The following is a 14,306-nucleotide window of genomic DNA, read 5'->3' as shown; positions in this document are numbered from 1 at the left end:
GATGCTGATCTTCTCGGCGATGTTCTTCATGGCCACGACAGCCTTGCCCACGGCCACACCGCCTTCCTGGGCGTCCTTGGCCGCCTGGATGGCGATCTTCTGGGTCTGCTGCGAGTTGTCTGCGTTCTGCTTGATGTTGGCGGACATCTGCTCCATGGAGGACGAGACTTCCTCGATGGCGGCGGCCTGCTCCGTGGCGCCCTGGGAGAGCGTCTCGGACGAGGCCGAGAGTTCCTCGGAGCCGGAGGCCACGTTGTCCGTGGCGCTGCGCACGTCGCCCACCACTTGGCGCAGGTGCGTCACCATGTCGTTGAGGGCTCTCGCCAGAACGCCGATCTCGTCCTTCTGGTCGATGTCGAGCGTGCGCGTGAAATCGCCCTCGGCCATGGCTTTGGCGAAGGACACCCCCTGGAGCACCGGACCGGTGATGAGGCGGGCGATGTACAGGGCAATGGCGATGGAAAAGAGCAGGACGATCACTGTGGTGATGTACGCGACCTCAAGGGATTTGACCCTGATGGCGTCAAAGGCGGTGTCGCCGGTGATGTTTTCGTTTTTCAGCGAGTCAAGAATGCCACCGAGAGGCTTTAAGGCCGTGATGCGCAGTTTGTCCATGTCGCCGTCGAGTTCGCGGATGGTCTCCATGCTTGCCTTGGCTTCAAGGGCGGGCAGCATTCTTTGTTCGAAAGCGTCAAGATAGATGTTGTAGGCCTTGCCAAAGTCGGCTGCAGCCTCCTTCTCCGTCGGGGTGTCGGCCAGGGAGGTGACTGTGGCGATGTCCTTGACCGCGTGAGCCTTGGCAACGGCGAAGTCCTTCTTGGTCTGGGCCAAGTCGCCATTGATGATGGCATCGGCGATGACGGCGTAGACGCCGTGCAGACGTGACTCGGCCTCACCAACGCGAATGGCGTCCGCAGCGCGTTTCGCTCCCTCGTCCTGCATGTCTCCCAGTGTGTAATTTGTGATGATGTTGAAACCCAGGGCGGCAACAGCGATGAGGATGACAAGGAAAAATCCGCTTAATAGTTTTGTTCGAATGCGCAGGTCGTGGATTCTCATGGTGGGGGGCTCCTTTCGATGAGAACGGTTTCAAGCTATATCGAACGGTATCACATTGTGAGGAATATTGACAACCCTCAGCACGGAAAATTGAGTAGGTGGTAATAAAAAATCTGGGACTTCGATGGCAGCTGGCCTAGGGGAGAAGGGGAAGCATCGCTTGCGCCAGCGTGTCCGCCAGGATGCGCGTGCCGGTGGCGCTTGGGTGCACGCCGTCGGCCTGGAAGTGGCTGGCCTGGCCTGGCAGGGGCTCGCCCAGCGAGTCAAGGATATGGGGGATGAGGGGCAGGCCGAAGCGCTTGGCCAGGGCCGGGTGGATCTCGTTGAAGCGGCGCACGTACTCGGCGTTGAACAGCGGCGGGGCCAACGGGATCATGCCTTCCAGCATGGGGTCGTCGGCATACTGCGAGAACAGGTCCTCCCGCGTGCGCCAGCCCGCGAGAAGCACGGCCACCCCGGCCTCGAGCAGGCCTTGGACCATGTCCGCCAGCGCCTTCTCGGTTTCCTCCACGGGCACGCCCTGGTAGCAGTCGTTGGCGCCGAATTCCAGCAGCGCGGCCTGGGGCTTGGCCTCCAGCACCTCGGGCAGGCGCAGCAGGCCCTCCGGTGCGGTCTCGCCGGATACGCCGAAGTTGAGCACCCGGACGTTCTTCCCGGCGCGGACGAGGGCGGCCTCCAGCCTTGTTGGCAGGGCATCTGAGGGGTTGAGGCCCCATCCCTCCACGAGGCTGTCGCCGTAGGCGGCGACGGTGATGCGCGCAGGGCTCATGCTAGCCGCGCCCGATCCAGTCGCGGATGGTGCGGGACTGTTCGCTCCACTTTGCCGCGCTCAACCGTTCGGCCAGGAACTCCTGGTACACGCCGTCAAAGAGTTCCAGGCACTGCTCCACCAGGAAAAGCTTTTCCAGCACTCTCGCGTCCGGGTCGTCGTCCTCGCGGTCCTTGGTCTCGATTTTGGGGGTCTTGAGCCCGGCCAGCGAGAAGTCGTTGTCCTTCACGGTAACCTGCCAGGCCTCGGGGTCGCGCTCGAAGCGCAGCTGGGCGCGGCTGACCTTTTTGCCGGTGCGCAAGCCGCTGCGGGCCTCGGTGAGCTCGCCGCTGGGGCTCTTCACCACGGCGGACTCCATGCCCTCGCCGTCGCCGCCCTGGACGCTCACGCGCTCTTCCATGCGCAAGTTGAATTCCCGTCCGTCGCGGTCCTTGAACACGCCGCGGCGGGCTTCGGTGGCGTGCCACAGCCAGGTCAGGAAGTCCTGGCCCAGGATGGTGTTTTCACGTTCAGCAAGTACGAGGTCCATGGTGCGCTCCCGGTCTAGACGAAGGATGAGGGTTCGAGGGTCTCAAGGCGCTGCGTGGCGGCCTCGCCCAGGATGTCCATGGCCAGGAAGAAGGGCGTCAGCGGCTCAAGGTTGAGGCCGAAGGTGAGGTTGAAATGGTCCTCGAACAAGGCCTTGGCCTTGGCGTTGGTGCTGCAAAACAGCACGCGGCCGGTGCGCATGCTCCATACGGCGTCGAACACTGCGGGCACCGGCAGGCTGCGCGCGCGCAGGCGCAGCATGACCTGCTCGCGGATCTCGCGGCGGCGGTCCTTGGAGATGAAGGCCTTGCCCTCGGCCTTGGCCTGCTCCAGCTCCTGGGCCAGGGCGATCATGCAGTGCTTCTTGAACACGGCGGGCGGGATGCGCCGGGTGTCCAGCCGGAGCGCGAAGCACAGGTAGTGGCCCTTCTCCGGGGGAGACTCGGCCCACTCCATGTCCAGCATGTTGTCGATGTTGCACCAGCCGAAGCTGCGCTCGTCGGTGGTGGCGTCGATGTCGCGGAAGGCGTTGTCCTTGAGGCGCTTGTAGGCCTCGGCCCAGAGGGAGTCGGGGATGGCTTCGACCACCCGGTAGCGGGTCAGGCCGAGGCTGGAGGAGAGTATCGCCACTGGAGGCCTCCTGAAGGTGCTGTAGGTTTCAAGGGCATGGGGGTACCGGGAAACGGGGCCGCTGTCCAGACGCCCGCAGGTGATTGCTGGCCGGGGCCTGCTGATGGGCTCCCGCCTGTGCGGACAGCCTGTGCGGGGCTTGCCAAGGCCGGGCCGGGCGATTACCTTCCGCTAAGCACAATAGACAATCGGAGGCATCCCATGGGCATCAACGCCGCGACAGCGCTGGCTGATTTTCTGGAACAGCGGGCCAAGGCCGTGCACGCCATCGAGGCCGAGGCCGAGGCCATCATCCACGGCAAGGGCGACCAGGCCGGGTATGTGGACAAGATGCGCGAAAAGGCCACGCTGCTGTCCGAGCTGGCCGAGGACGCCGAATCCCTGGTGCAGGCGCTCCCGCCCGCCTTGGCCAAGGCCGCTTCCGAGCGCCTGGGGCGCTTCTCCCAGAGCGCTGCCACGTCCTTGAGCGTCGGCAGCCCCTTCTTCATGTCCGCGTTGCTCTATCCCGATGACCACACGCCGGGCCAGCCCAATGACCTGGACCGCTACGTGGACGAGGTCCGCGGCTGGGCCTAGGCCCGGTTGACGCCCGCCATGCCCCGGTTTTTCACCCCCTCCCGCGTGCGGCTTGCCGTGCAGGGCGGCTTCGCCCTGTTCCTGGTCTGAACCTGCCTGCGTTTCCTGGAGCACGTGCGCTGGGCCATGGGCCAGGCCGAGGCCTTTGCGCCCAAGCCCCCGGCCGTGGAGGGCTTCCTGCCCATCAGCGCGCTCATGGCCGACTGGCTCGGCTATTGGCAGTCGCCCCTGCCTGCGCGGATGGTTCGGCGCAGGCACATGCTTTTGCTGGGGCAACCGCCGGAGTTCTAGGCCGGGCGGGCGTGGCTAGTAGTCGAGGGTGTCCAGGCGGACCTTGAGCCGGTCGTCGCCCTTGCGCCGGGTGAACCGCGCCAGGCCATGGCCGAAGCTGGCCTGGAAGGTGAGCCGCCACTGCCCGCCAGAGCCGAATCCGCTGATGATTTCAGGCTCGATGCCCGCGCGCACAAGCACGTCCACCTCGTCGGCCCGGACCTTGGCGAGTTCGTCCAGGATGGCGGGCACCAGCCCGCAGCACACGTCGCGCAGGTCGATGACCGGACGGTCGGGGGCGGTGTTCGGGGCGTCAAGGCGTGTCGACATGGGCGTAACTCTCCCTGGCATGGCGGTGGGCGAATCTGTCGCCCCTTCCTGGCCCAATCCGCCTCGCCGCGTCAAGCCTTCCCGTCACTTCAGCAGCAGGGCCTGGGCCGGGATGTCCGGCCTGAGGGCGAAACGCACGGCGGCGGTCTCCAGGCTTTCGCCGCGCACGCGGATGGCGTCCTTGGCGATGGCGCCGAGGCCGAGTTCCGCCGCGAGGCGCAGGTGCTCGACGCGCTCGGGGGTGATGCCCATGAGGCGGCAGCAGGTGGCGTCCACCGCGGGCAGGTTCGTGCCCATAACCAGAAGCCCCGCCTTGACCGGCTGGCCCATGATGGGGCCGTCGCCCTCCATGCCCACGATCCCGTCGACGATGGCCAGATTCGGGGCCAGGGTCGCTGTGATGTCCACGCAGCAGGCGTGGATGCCCGCCATGTGCAGGGCGTTTTTGGGCCAGCCGTAAACGCTGCCGGGCAGTGTGCCGAACAGGTTCTTCATGGACAAGGTGACGCCCGCCCAGTGGTGGGTTTTCATCTTGGCCAGCGAGACCACCAGGTCGGCCTCCAGCAGCAGGCGGGGCAGAGTGATGTTCTTGAGCCCGGATAAACGGGTCGGATTGGCCAGGGTGGCGAAGGGCGCGGTGTTCAAGTCGACGAAGCGAAGGCGCTCCTGGCGCAGCACGTCGCCCAGGCCCGAGGCCTCCAGCACGTCGTGGGGGTCGCGAATGTGGCCCGCGCCCTCGGCCACCACCACGCTGCCCGCGCCCAGGGCCAGGAAGGCCCGCGCCGCCGCCCGCACGACCTCCGGGTGGGTGTTGATGGGCGCGTCCCCGGCGTGCGGCTCGACAAGGTTCGGCTTGAGCACGACGTTTTTTCCGCGCAGGTGCCGCGCGACTCCAAGTTCCTCAAGGGCCGCCAGGATGGGCTGTCGCAGGTCGAGGTCGTAGGAGCCCGCGCGGGCCACATGCACCAGCGGCGAGGCCGAGGCGGGAGCGGCCCAGACTTCCGTGGGGAGCATCAGCGGGCGCAGCAGAGGTCCGGCTGCCAGGGTCGCCGCTGCGGCCGCGAGACCTCGCAGGAACTCGCGTCGGCCAAGCCATGGAGGTTTTGTGTCAATTGCTGGCTTGTGCGCCATTTCAGGCCGCCTTCTGTCCGTCATGCCGGGCAGCCCTGCGCGCCAGGTGCGCCGCCAAGCCGTCCGGGCTCGCCAGGGCGATGCTGCCAAGGGCCAAGGTGCCCGTATCGAGCGCCCCGGTCACCGGATGCTCCGACAGCAACTCCGGCAGGCGGTCGCGCAGGTCGCTCGTGTCCCGGCCCCAGCTGCCAAGGGCCAGCACGGCCCAGGCCAGGGACAGGGGCGCGCGGGTTTCCGCGGCCGAAGCGGCAAGGGTGTCGAGGCTCCTGGCGAGGGTGCCTTGCGCGGCCCGTCCGGCCAGGGCGCAGAGCGCCGCGCTGGTGTTGGTCATGTCCGGTTTGAGCAGCGTCCCGAAGACGCGCACGTTTCCGTAGTTCCAGCCGCCATGTGGCATCTGCCGGTCCATGAGCAGTTCGCGGGCCTGGCGCAGGCGCGGGTGGTCACGCAGGCCGGCGGCGGAGAGGGCGAGCATGGCCGTCGCAGTGGGCTCAGCCCAGGAATGCGCACCCTCGGTCCAGGTCCAGCCGCGCAGATTCGTGTCGTGGTCGGTCGGCGCGTCGGTCGTCTTGGGCCAGTGTGCACCGGAGACGTTGAGCAAAAAGGAGGCGAGCCTGTTGGCGTCGGTGGCGCAGGAAGCATCCCCCAGCAGGGCCATGAGGCCCACGGGCGTTGGCCAATAGGCCTGTGGGTGGTCAGGAAGGATCGGCAGGCGCCCGTCGGCCAGGATGCAGCGACGAAGTGCCGTGCGCGCCTGGGTTACCCAGCCGTGGTCCTGCGGTAGAGTCAAGATGGCCCATGCCGTGCTGGCCGGGCAGAAGGCCTGGCCAGGGAAGGGCGCGAAGCCTCCCTGGGGCAGGTGGCGGTCCCGCATGGTCGCCTCGGACCGTCGCACGTGCTGTTCCGATTCTTTCACGTGGCTCCTGGTTGCGGAGAACGAAGGGGCGGGCTTGAGGCCCGCCCCGAGAGTCTCATGCTACGTTGCTTTGGGTCAGCTTAGCTGCAACCGCCGCCTCCACCGCCACCACCGCCACCGCCCTTGCCGCCGGTTGTGCTTGCGATGCTCGACGTTGCATCGGAGGCGCTCTGCGCGGAAACAGCGCCCTCGATGGCCGAGGTAGCCACCGCGGAGGCCGGACCGGTCAGGCCTGCTGAAAGGCCTCCGGGAGACTTGTCGCGGGCGTTCTTGGCCATGCCGAAGTTGGGGTCCTCCTTCACGGCCAGGGCGAAGTAGTCCTTGGAGGCCTGGAAGTCGCCACGGTCCTGGGCGTCGAGGCCAAGGCCGAAGTAGGTCACGGCCTGGAAGCTGCGTGTGTGGTACTGCTTCAGCACCGAGTCCTCGGTGTCCTTGTCGAGCTTGATGTTGTTGACCTTGATGATGCTGGCCACAAGCTGCTTCTGCAAATCGTAGAACTTGTCCTTGGCCTCGGCCAGGCTGAAGGAGCCCACCGCGGCGCCACGGGTGGTGGAGGCGGTGGTGCTGGCCACGCCGATCTTGCCCGTGGGCTCGCTCAGGTTGCCGACCACCAGGTTCTCTGCCCCCAGCAAACGTCCGGCCTTGGGCGCCGTGGACTGGTCGACCGCGCCGCTCTGGCCGAGCTTCATTTCGTCCATGAGGGCCTGCAGGCGCGTGCGCTCGATGACGCTGATGCCCTTGATCTGCGCGAGGTCGGAGATGGTCATGGCCGTCAGCGCCTTCTGCACGGCGCGCAGGTTCTCGTCTCCGCCCTGCACGTTGAAGTTGAACACGGCATAGCTGTTGGGCTTTGTGGCCTGGGTGGCCAGGGTGGACTCCTGGGCCAGGGCCTGCTTGGCCAGCTTCTTGCTTTCCTCGATCTCCACCAGGGTGATGAGGCGGTCGACCTCGGCCTTCACCAGGGGCTTTTTGGGATCGTCAAAGGAGCGCCAGGCGCGCAGGGCCGCGGTCTGGTTGTCCAGCTTCAGCTGCGCAAGGCCAAGGTAGAGGTAGGACATGGAGCCGTCCTTGGGCGCCTGGGCCACGACCTTCTCGAGTTCTGTCACCGCGGTGGCCGCGTCGCCGGACTTCAAGTAGGCATAGCCGAGCCTCTCCCTGGCCTGCCAGTCCGAGGGATTGGCCGCCAGCTGTTCCTTGAACGCGGCGATGGCTTCCGGGTAGTTTTCGTTGCGCAAGGCCATGTTGCCCTTCATGAGCGCATTGCAGCCCAGGGCGAACGTTGACGATATGAGCATCAGAATAAGCAATGTCCTTTTCATGGTCGGTCCCCCCCCAGCGTCTCCAGTTAGAGATTCATAATCTTCGTCAGCATGCCAATATAACAGTGAAATTGAAATTCTCACATTGCTGCGATGGTTTGAATTGAATATAGCCCATATCCACCAGGAGAATCAAGAGCTGTTTGAACTCTATAGCTGAACAGTCGTATTGTGTTGCAGATAGGTTCGGCAACGACGAATGCGTGTGTCTTTGGCGGACAGCATAATAAAGGACGGGCCAAAGCCCGTCCTTGCATCTTCCTATTTATGAAAGTTTCGCCAGGTTAGCAGCCACCACCGCCACCACCGCCACCGCCTGCGCCGCCAGCCTTGTTCATGCCGGAACTGTCGGAGGCGCCTTGCGCGGAAACAGCGCCCTCGATGGCCGAGGTAGCCACCGCGGAAGCCGGACCGGTCAGGCCGCCTGTAATCCCTCCGGGAGACTTGTCGCGGGCGTTCTTGGCCATGCCGAAGTTGGGGTCCTCCTTCACGGCCAGGGCGAAGTAGTCCTTGGAGGCCTGGAAGTCGCCACGGTCCTGGGCGTCGAGGCCAAGGCCGAAGTAGGTCACGGCCTGGAAGCTGCGTGTGTGGTACTGCTTCAGCACCGAGTCCTCGGTGTCCTTGTCGAGCTTGATGTTGTTGACCTTGATGATGCTGGCCACAAGCTGCTTCTGCAAATCGTAGAACTTGTCCTTGGCCTCGGCCAGGCTGAAGGAGCCCACCGCGGCGCCACGGGTGGTGGAGGCGGTGGTGCTGGCCACGCCGATCTTGCCCGTGGGCTCGCTCAGGTTGCCGACCACCAGGTTCTCTGCCCCCAGCAAACGTCCGGCCTTGGGCGCCGTGGACTGGTCGACCGCGCCGCTCTGGCCGAGCTTCATTTCGTCCATGAGGGCCTGCAGGCGCGTGCGCTCGATGACGCTGATGCCCTTGATCTGCGCGAGGTCGGAGATGGTCATGGCCGTCAGCGCCTTCTGCACGGCGCGCAGGTTCTCGTCTCCGCCCTGCACGTTGAAGTTGAACACGGCATAGCTGTTGGGCTTTGTGGCCTGGGTGGCCAGGGTGGACTCCTGGGCCAGGGCCTGCTTGGCCAGCTTCTTGCTTTCCTCGATCTCCACCAGGGTGATGAGGCGGTCGACCTCGGCCTTCACCAGGGGCTTTTTGGGATCGTCAAAGGAGCGCCAGGCGCGCAGGGCCGCGGTCTGGTTGTCCAGCTTCAGCTGCGCAAGGCCAAGGTAGAGGTAGGACATGGAGCCGTCCTTGGGCGCCTGGGCCACGACCTTCTCGAGTTCTGTCACCGCGGTGGCCGCGTCGCCGGACTTCAAGTAGGCATAGCCGAGCCTCTCCCTGGCCTGCCAGTCCGAGGGATTGGCCGCCAGCTGTTCCTTGAACGCGGCGATGGCTTCCGGGTAGTTTTCGTTGCGCAAGGCCATGTTGCCCTTCATGAGCGCATTGCAGCCCAGGGCGAACGTTGACGATATGAGCATCAGAATAAGCAATGTCCTTTTCATGGTCGGTCCCCCTTGCCAGATGTTGAATCCTGGTTGCCCAAGTGCATTAATGCCCATATCCGACAGCGTGATGGGGCATTGTGAACTTCAATTTTTCTTTACTCCAAGCTCAGGGGGGGGATCAAGAGCGGTGAAGTGATCATGGACGAGAAACTATTGGTTTACGACCTCAAGTACCATGCGCAGCCCAATGTCGTCCATGCGGTCCTCTGCTGGGGCGCTCTTTCGGTTGGAGCAGCGCATGCAGGTGGTGCAGTATCGAAAGGAGCCCCCACGCCGCACCCTGCGGCCCGTATCGCGGCTTTGGCGCGGATTCTCCTTGCCGAGATAGCTGTACGCAGTAAAATGGAATGCGTCTTCGCACCATTCCCAGACGTTGCCGCTCATGTCATAGATTCCGAGGGGGTTGGCCTGGTTTTGGGCCACCGGGTGGGCCTTGCCCTGAGAGTTTGCCTGCTCCCAACCGCGAATCTCCGGGGGCAGCCCAAACGAGTACGGGCCGACGGTCCCGCCTGCGGTACAGGCATATTCCCATTCCGCCTCGGTGGGCAGCCTGGGGCGGAGGTTCGGACCAGTGAGCCGACGCATGGCCATCATGAGCTTTTTGGCGTCATGCCACGAAATATCAGTGGCGGGCAGCGTTGCCTCGTCTGGCGCCGGCTCGCTTTGTCCGCGCAGTCGAGCCAGTTGCGATCTTGTGAGTTCCGTCTCGGCCAGCCAGAAGCCGGAAACACAGACCTCGCGCACGGGACGCTCATCCGGCTCGCAGGCGTGCTCAACGCCACCGCGCGTGTCGCACCCCATGCGGAAGCAACCGCCAGGCATCCAGACGAAGGCCATCCCCGTGACCGGTTCACGGCAGCCCGCTCCGGGCTCGCATTCCAAGGCCTGCGCCAGGGCGGAAGCTGAGAGCGGCTGGAGACAGAGAAGCAGCACGATCACCATGATCTTCATGTTGCGATGCTACATAAGAAGTCATTTCAGAACAAGGGGGGGGCGCTTCGGCGCTGGCGCGGGGCAAAAAAAAGGGGCGGGAAGACCCGCCCCAAGACTTGTGCGCTTTGTGGAAGCCTACTGGCCGCCAACCTTCACGCTGCCGACGTTGGTCTCGGACTTCACGTTCTGGCCATAGCCGACGTTGGTCACGGAACCGGCCTTACCCTTGATGGTGATGTCGCCGGTCTTGGCGCCTTCCTTGACGTCCACGGAGTGGACGTTGGTCTTGGCGGTGACGTTCTGGCCAGCGGCCACGTTGGTCACGTTGCCGACCTTGCTGTCGACGGTGATGTCGCCGGTTTTGGTGGCGGCAAAGGCGAAGGCGGTGGACGCCAGGACAATCACGAGGCTCAGTGCAAACTTCTTCATGGTCTCCTCCTCTTTTGGAACGTTAAGTTAATGATGCTGCATCACCATAATTGATGCAGTATCCAAAAGCAAGGGGTGTGCCACTTTTAGTATGCCAGAATCACAAGATAAAATTTTCAGCTCAGCTGCAGGGTACACTTCGGTGTGAAAATACTGCGCACTCTGCGCAAGAAATCACAGGCCGCGTCCAGGCCTGGTGATGCGGCACAAAAAGCCCTTGAGATATTCCGTCTCGGGCATGGCCGGGTGGATGGGATGGTCCGGCGCCTGATGGCAGCTGGTGAGTATCTGCAGGCGCACCCCGGCATCGCGGGCTGCGCCGGAGAGCACCTTGCGCAGGTCGCCCGCGCCCACGTGCTGAGAGCACGAGCAGGACACGAAGAAGCCACCGTCCTCGGTGAGTTCCAGGGCCTGCCGGTTGACGGTGCGGTAAGCCGCCAGTCCTTTTTCCATGTCCTTGCGCCGCTTCACGAAGGCGGGCGGGTCCACGCTGACGAGGCCGAAGCCGCGGCCCTGGGAGCGTAGGTTCTTCAACCCCGCCAGGGCATCGACGCAGAGGGTTTCCACCCGGTCCGCCAGGCCGGAGAGTTCAGCGCTCTTGGCAGCGCAGTCCAGCGCCGTGCGCGAGGCGTCGAGGCACGTGGCCGAGGCCGCACCCGCCCGGGCGCAGGCCATGCCAAGGCCCCCGGCGTAGGAAAAGACGTCGAGCACGTGCCGGTCCTTGGCCAGGCTCGCGGCAAGGGCGCGTGTGCCGCGCATGTCATAGAACCAGCCGGTCTTCTGGCCGCCGGCCAGGGGGAAGACGAAGGTGCAGCCGTTTTCCTCGATGCGGCCTTCTTCCGGGACTTCTCCCCAGGCCACTTCCACCGCTCGCGGCAGGCCTTCCAGTTCGCGGCCCGGCAGATCGTTCTTGAAAAGGATGCCAGCGGGGCGGACAAGTTCCACCAGCGCAGCGATGATGTCCTCGCGTCTGCGCTCCATGCCCGCCGTGCCGATCTGCACGGCCAGGATGTCGCCGAAGCGGTCCACCACAAGTCCCGGCAGCAGGTCGCCCTCGCCGAAAACGAGGCGATAGTACGGCGTGTCGAAGAGGCTCTCGCGCAGGGCCAGCGCCTGGGCGAGGCGCGAGCGCAGCAGCCCGGCGTCCAGCGGCCGTGTGGCATCCTGGCAGTAGACGCGTCCGGCGATGAGCGCGCCGGGATTCACGTAGGCGCTGCCCAGCGGCCTGCCCTGGGCCGACTCCACGCGCACGCAGTCGCCCGGGGCAAACGAGGTGAGCGGGCTCTTGGCCACATCCACCTCGTTGCTGAAGATCCACAGGTGCCCGGCGCTCAGGCGGCGGTCCTCGCCCTTGCGCAGGGTGAGCACGGGCAGGCTGCCCGGACTAGTCGGGGTGTCGGCATCGCTCATTGGCCACGCTCCTTGCGCAGGTTCAGCAGGCGCTGGCCGTAGGCGGCCTGCCCCAGCGACACGCAGCCGTCATTGGGGGGCAGGTCCTTGTGCGTCAGCGGCGTCAGGCCTCGCTGGGCGATGGCCCTGGGCAGCTCCACGGCGAAGGTCAGGTTCTGCATGACGCCGCCGGACAGGGCCACGTGGCTTGTGTTCTCGCGCTTGGCGAAGCGCGCGGCCATGTCGGCCAGGCCGGTGATGAGGCTGGCGTGGAAGCGCCGGGCGATGACCGGCACGGGCGTGCCCGCCTGCATGTCTTCCAGCAGCGTGCGGAACATGGTGTAGATGTCGAGCTCGCGCGGCGCGTCATTGCCGCCAAGGCGCCCCGTGCACGTGGGCTTCAGGACCGGGCAGGGGTAGACCACGGCTTCGGCGAACGGAATGCTCAGGTCCTGGGCCTGCTCCAGCACGATGGCCGCCTGCCCTTCGTAAGTGGTGTGCAGGCACAGGCCGAGCATGGCCGACACTGCGTCGAAGAGCCTGCCGCAGCTGGAGGTCAGCGGGCAGTTGAGGCTCTTGCGCAGGAGTTGCGGCAGGAAGTGGCTGGCCTGCTCATGCTGCGGCAGCCAGGGCCAGGCTGGAGTGTCGTTCTGGCCGCTCTGCTCAATGTCCAGCTCCCAGAGCAGGGACTGGGCAAGACGCCAGGGCTCGTGCACCGCGGTCTCGCCGCCGGGCAGGCTGAACTCGGCCAGGTGGCCCAGCCGGCTGTGGCGCAGGTCGTTGGTGTCCACCAGCAGGCACTCTCCGCCCCAGATGCTCCAGCCTGCCGCCAAGCCGAGGTTCGGTTGGTTGGGGCCGAAGCCTGTGCCGTCCAGCGCCAGGCAGATGGCCGGGCCGTGGAACTTGTTCTCGGCCAGCACGGCGTGGGCGTGGGCGAAATGGTGCTGGAGGAAGATCGTCTCGATGCCGGTCTTGCGCGCCATCTCCTGGGCCACACTGGTGGTCAGGAAGTTGGGGTGCTGGTCGCGCACGGCGAGCACCGGCTCGGTCTGCAGGATGTCCTGGAAATGTTCGCTGATTTCATGGTGGAAGCCCAGGGTCTCGATGTTCTGCATGTCGCCCAGGTGCTGGCTCACAAAGGCCTTGTCGCCCTTGGTGAGGGTGAGGGTGCACTTGAGCTCCGGGCCGAGGCCAAGCACGCTCGGGCCGGACTCCGGCAGGAACACCGGCTGGGGGGCGAAGCCTCTGGCGCGGCGCAGGAGCATGGCCTGGTCGCTGTCGGGCGGCACGCGCAGCACCGAGTCGTCGGTGCGGATGAGGATGTCTCGGTTGTGGAACATGAAGATGTCTGCGATTTCGGCCAGGCGGCAAAGGGCCTCGCGGTTGCCCAGGCAGATGGGCTCATCGCTGACGTTGCCCGAGGTCATGACCAGGGCGGCGGGCATGTTCTGGCGCTCCTGCTGGAGCAGGCGGCTGTAGCGCCGGAACAGCACATGGTGCAGCGGCGTGTACGGAAGCATGATGCCCACCTGGTCGGCTTCCGGGGCCACTGACTCGGCCAGAGGGGCGCCGCGCCGCTTGGGGCAGAGCACGATGGGACGCACGTGCCCGGTGAGCCAGGCTTCCTCCGCAGGGCCGATTTCGGCGAGCTGCCGGGCCGTTTCCAGGTCCGGAACCATGACGGCCAGCGGCTTGTGCGGGCGTTTCTTGCGCAGCCTGAGCTCGCGCACGGCCTCCTGGCTGGTGGCGTCGCAGGCCAGGTGGAAGCCGCCCAGGCCCTTCACCGCCGCAATGCCGCCCTGCATGAGGATGGCCGCGAGCTTGCGCATGGCCTCGTCGCGCCGTGCCACCACCATGCCGGAGCGGTCGGACAGCCAGACCTTGGGGCCGCAGACCGGGCAGGCGTTGGGCTGGGCGTGGAAGCGTCGGTTGGCGGGGTCGTCGTACTCGCGTTTGCAGTCCGGGCAGAGCGGGAAGCAGCCCATGGACGTGTTCGGGCGGTCATAGGGGATGGAGCGGGTGATGGTGAAGCGCGGGCCGCAGTTGGTGCAGTTGGTGAACGGGTAGAGGAAGCGGCGGTTGGTCTTGTCCGTCAGGTCAGCCAGGCAGTCGGCGCAAGTGCTGATGTCCGGGCTGATGAGCACGTCATGCCCAGTGCCGCCGGTGCTTTTCAGGATCTCAAAGGTATTGGCACCGGCCATGGGCGCCACTTCCTGGGTTGTCACGCGCATGATGCGCGAGAGTGGCGGCTGCTCCGGTTCCAGCCTGCGCAGAAACTCGTCCAGGCGGCGCGGGCTGCCCTGGATTTCGATGATGACGCCCTCGGGGGCGTTGCGCACCATGCCGGCCAGGCCCACGTCCTGGGCCAGCCTGTATATGTAGGGACGGAAGCCCACGCCCTGCACCTGGCCGGTGACGGTGATGCGGCGGCGGGGGGAAATGTCGGACATGGGCGCTCCTTGGATCATTGCGTACGCGTCGTGATAGCCAAGGCCAGGGCGCGTGGCAAGAGGAGAGGG

Annotated in this window: 15 protein-coding genes; 2 read left to right on the top strand and 13 right to left on the bottom strand. The window is 65.6% G+C overall.

Translation table 11 applies throughout. From position 1 onward, the window contains the following. From RDU24_RS01425 to RDU24_RS01410, 4 genes are all read right to left on the bottom strand, one after another. Nucleotides 1–1,059 (bottom strand): methyl-accepting chemotaxis protein (locus tag RDU24_RS01425; protein WP_308733936.1); only part of this gene is annotated, 1,059 nt, incomplete at its 3' end. Between the two features lie 136 nt (nucleotides 1,060–1,195). Next, nucleotides 1,196–1,828, bottom strand: a complete 633-nt coding sequence (locus tag RDU24_RS01420; protein ID WP_308733935.1) for a GDSL-type esterase/lipase family protein — start codon at nucleotides 1,826–1,828, stop codon at nucleotides 1,196–1,198. A 1-nt stretch (nucleotide 1,829) separates the two neighbouring features. Continuing rightward, nucleotides 1,830–2,357 carry a hypothetical protein gene (locus RDU24_RS01415; RefSeq protein ID WP_308733934.1) on the bottom strand — a complete coding sequence of 176 codons (528 nt, stop codon included), beginning with the start codon at nucleotides 2,355–2,357 and terminating at the stop codon, nucleotides 1,830–1,832. A gap of 14 nt (nucleotides 2,358–2,371) precedes the next feature. Further along, nucleotides 2,372–2,986: a hypothetical protein gene (locus RDU24_RS01410; protein ID WP_308733933.1), complete on the bottom strand. Its 615-nt coding sequence runs from the start codon at nucleotides 2,984–2,986 to the stop codon at nucleotides 2,372–2,374. Between the two features lie 201 nt (nucleotides 2,987–3,187). Here RDU24_RS01410 and RDU24_RS01405 point away from each other — a divergent pair, with 201 nt between their 5' ends. Then, nucleotides 3,188–3,562, top strand: coding sequence for a hypothetical protein (locus RDU24_RS01405; protein ID WP_308733932.1), 375 nt, complete (start codon nucleotides 3,188–3,190; stop codon nucleotides 3,560–3,562). A 114-nt stretch (nucleotides 3,563–3,676) separates the two neighbouring features. Beyond that, the gene (locus RDU24_RS01400; RefSeq protein WP_308733931.1) at nucleotides 3,677–3,853 is read left to right on the top strand and encodes a hypothetical protein; all 177 of its coding nucleotides are present in this window, start codon (nucleotides 3,677–3,679) and stop codon (nucleotides 3,851–3,853) included. Between the two features lie 15 nt (nucleotides 3,854–3,868). Here the strand turns inward: RDU24_RS01400 and RDU24_RS01395 are convergent, their stop codons facing one another. From RDU24_RS01395 to hypF, 9 genes are all read right to left on the bottom strand, one after another. After that, nucleotides 3,869–4,162: a hypothetical protein gene (locus tag RDU24_RS01395; protein WP_308733930.1), complete on the bottom strand. Its 294-nt coding sequence runs from the start codon at nucleotides 4,160–4,162 to the stop codon at nucleotides 3,869–3,871. A gap of 84 nt (nucleotides 4,163–4,246) precedes the next feature. Continuing rightward, nucleotides 4,247–5,293 carry a DUF362 domain-containing protein gene (locus tag RDU24_RS01390; protein WP_308733929.1) on the bottom strand — a complete coding sequence of 349 codons (1,047 nt, stop codon included), beginning with the start codon at nucleotides 5,291–5,293 and terminating at the stop codon, nucleotides 4,247–4,249. A 1-nt stretch (nucleotide 5,294) separates the two neighbouring features. Continuing rightward, a complete protein-coding gene (locus RDU24_RS01385) occupies nucleotides 5,295–6,206 on the bottom strand; it encodes a hypothetical protein (protein WP_308733928.1) in 912 nt (303 codons plus the stop codon). Between the two features lie 80 nt (nucleotides 6,207–6,286). Beyond that, entirely contained in the window at nucleotides 6,287–7,525 is a 1,239-nt protein-coding gene (locus RDU24_RS01380; RefSeq protein WP_308733927.1) for a tetratricopeptide repeat protein, read from the bottom strand. A gap of 284 nt (nucleotides 7,526–7,809) precedes the next feature. After that, nucleotides 7,810–9,033, bottom strand: coding sequence for a tetratricopeptide repeat protein (locus tag RDU24_RS01375; RefSeq protein WP_308733926.1), 1,224 nt, complete (start codon nucleotides 9,031–9,033; stop codon nucleotides 7,810–7,812). 153 nt (nucleotides 9,034–9,186) lie between these two features. Further along, nucleotides 9,187–9,987 (bottom strand): formylglycine-generating enzyme family protein, encoded by an 801-nt coding sequence (locus tag RDU24_RS01370; protein WP_308733925.1) that lies wholly within the window; start codon nucleotides 9,985–9,987, stop codon nucleotides 9,187–9,189. A gap of 117 nt (nucleotides 9,988–10,104) precedes the next feature. Next, a complete protein-coding gene (locus RDU24_RS01365; protein WP_308733924.1) occupies nucleotides 10,105–10,398 on the bottom strand; it encodes a hypothetical protein in 294 nt (97 codons plus the stop codon). Nucleotides 10,399–10,572: 174 nt separating this feature from the next. Beyond that, nucleotides 10,573–11,808 (bottom strand): class I SAM-dependent rRNA methyltransferase, encoded by a 1,236-nt coding sequence (locus RDU24_RS01360; RefSeq protein WP_308733923.1) that lies wholly within the window; start codon nucleotides 11,806–11,808, stop codon nucleotides 10,573–10,575. Further along, a complete protein-coding gene (gene hypF, locus RDU24_RS01355; RefSeq protein ID WP_308733922.1) occupies nucleotides 11,805–14,237 on the bottom strand; it encodes a carbamoyltransferase HypF in 2,433 nt (810 codons plus the stop codon). The genes RDU24_RS01360 and hypF overlap by 4 nt, the downstream gene beginning before the upstream one ends. Nucleotides 14,238–14,306 lie beyond the last annotated feature (69 nt).

The sequence above is a fragment of the Humidesulfovibrio sp. genome, assembly GCF_031082295.1.
In the GTDB taxonomy this organism is placed as follows: domain Bacteria; phylum Desulfobacterota; class Desulfovibrionia; order Desulfovibrionales; family Desulfovibrionaceae; genus Humidesulfovibrio.
Note: the sequence above shows the minus strand (reverse complement) of the source record. Positions and strands in the feature narration are given on the sequence as shown.

Excerpts from the sequence above, each read along its gene's own strand:
- RDU24_RS01415 (WP_308733934.1), bottom strand. The coding sequence starts at position 2,357 with ATGGACCTCGTACTTGCTGAACGTGAAAACACCATCCTGGGCCAGGAC.
- RDU24_RS01380 (WP_308733927.1), bottom strand. The coding sequence starts at position 7,525 with ATGAAAAGGACATTGCTTATTCTGATGCTCATATCGTCAACGTTCGCC.
- RDU24_RS01375 (WP_308733926.1), bottom strand. The coding sequence starts at position 9,033 with ATGAAAAGGACATTGCTTATTCTGATGCTCATATCGTCAACGTTCGCC.
- RDU24_RS01420 (WP_308733935.1), bottom strand. The coding sequence starts at position 1,828 with ATGAGCCCTGCGCGCATCACCGTCGCCGCCTACGGCGACAGCCTCGTG.
- RDU24_RS01370 (WP_308733925.1), bottom strand. The coding sequence starts at position 9,987 with ATGAAGATCATGGTGATCGTGCTGCTTCTCTGTCTCCAGCCGCTCTCA.
- RDU24_RS01390 (WP_308733929.1), bottom strand. The coding sequence starts at position 5,293 with ATGGCGCACAAGCCAGCAATTGACACAAAACCTCCATGGCTTGGCCGA.
- RDU24_RS01360 (WP_308733923.1), bottom strand. The coding sequence starts at position 11,808 with ATGAGCGATGCCGACACCCCGACTAGTCCGGGCAGCCTGCCCGTGCTC.
- RDU24_RS01365 (WP_308733924.1), bottom strand. The coding sequence starts at position 10,398 with ATGAAGAAGTTTGCACTGAGCCTCGTGATTGTCCTGGCGTCCACCGCC.
- RDU24_RS01405 (WP_308733932.1), top strand. The coding sequence starts at position 3,188 with ATGGGCATCAACGCCGCGACAGCGCTGGCTGATTTTCTGGAACAGCGG.
- RDU24_RS01395 (WP_308733930.1), bottom strand. The coding sequence starts at position 4,162 with ATGTCGACACGCCTTGACGCCCCGAACACCGCCCCCGACCGTCCGGTC.
- hypF (WP_308733922.1), bottom strand. The coding sequence starts at position 14,237 with ATGTCCGACATTTCCCCCCGCCGCCGCATCACCGTCACCGGCCAGGTG.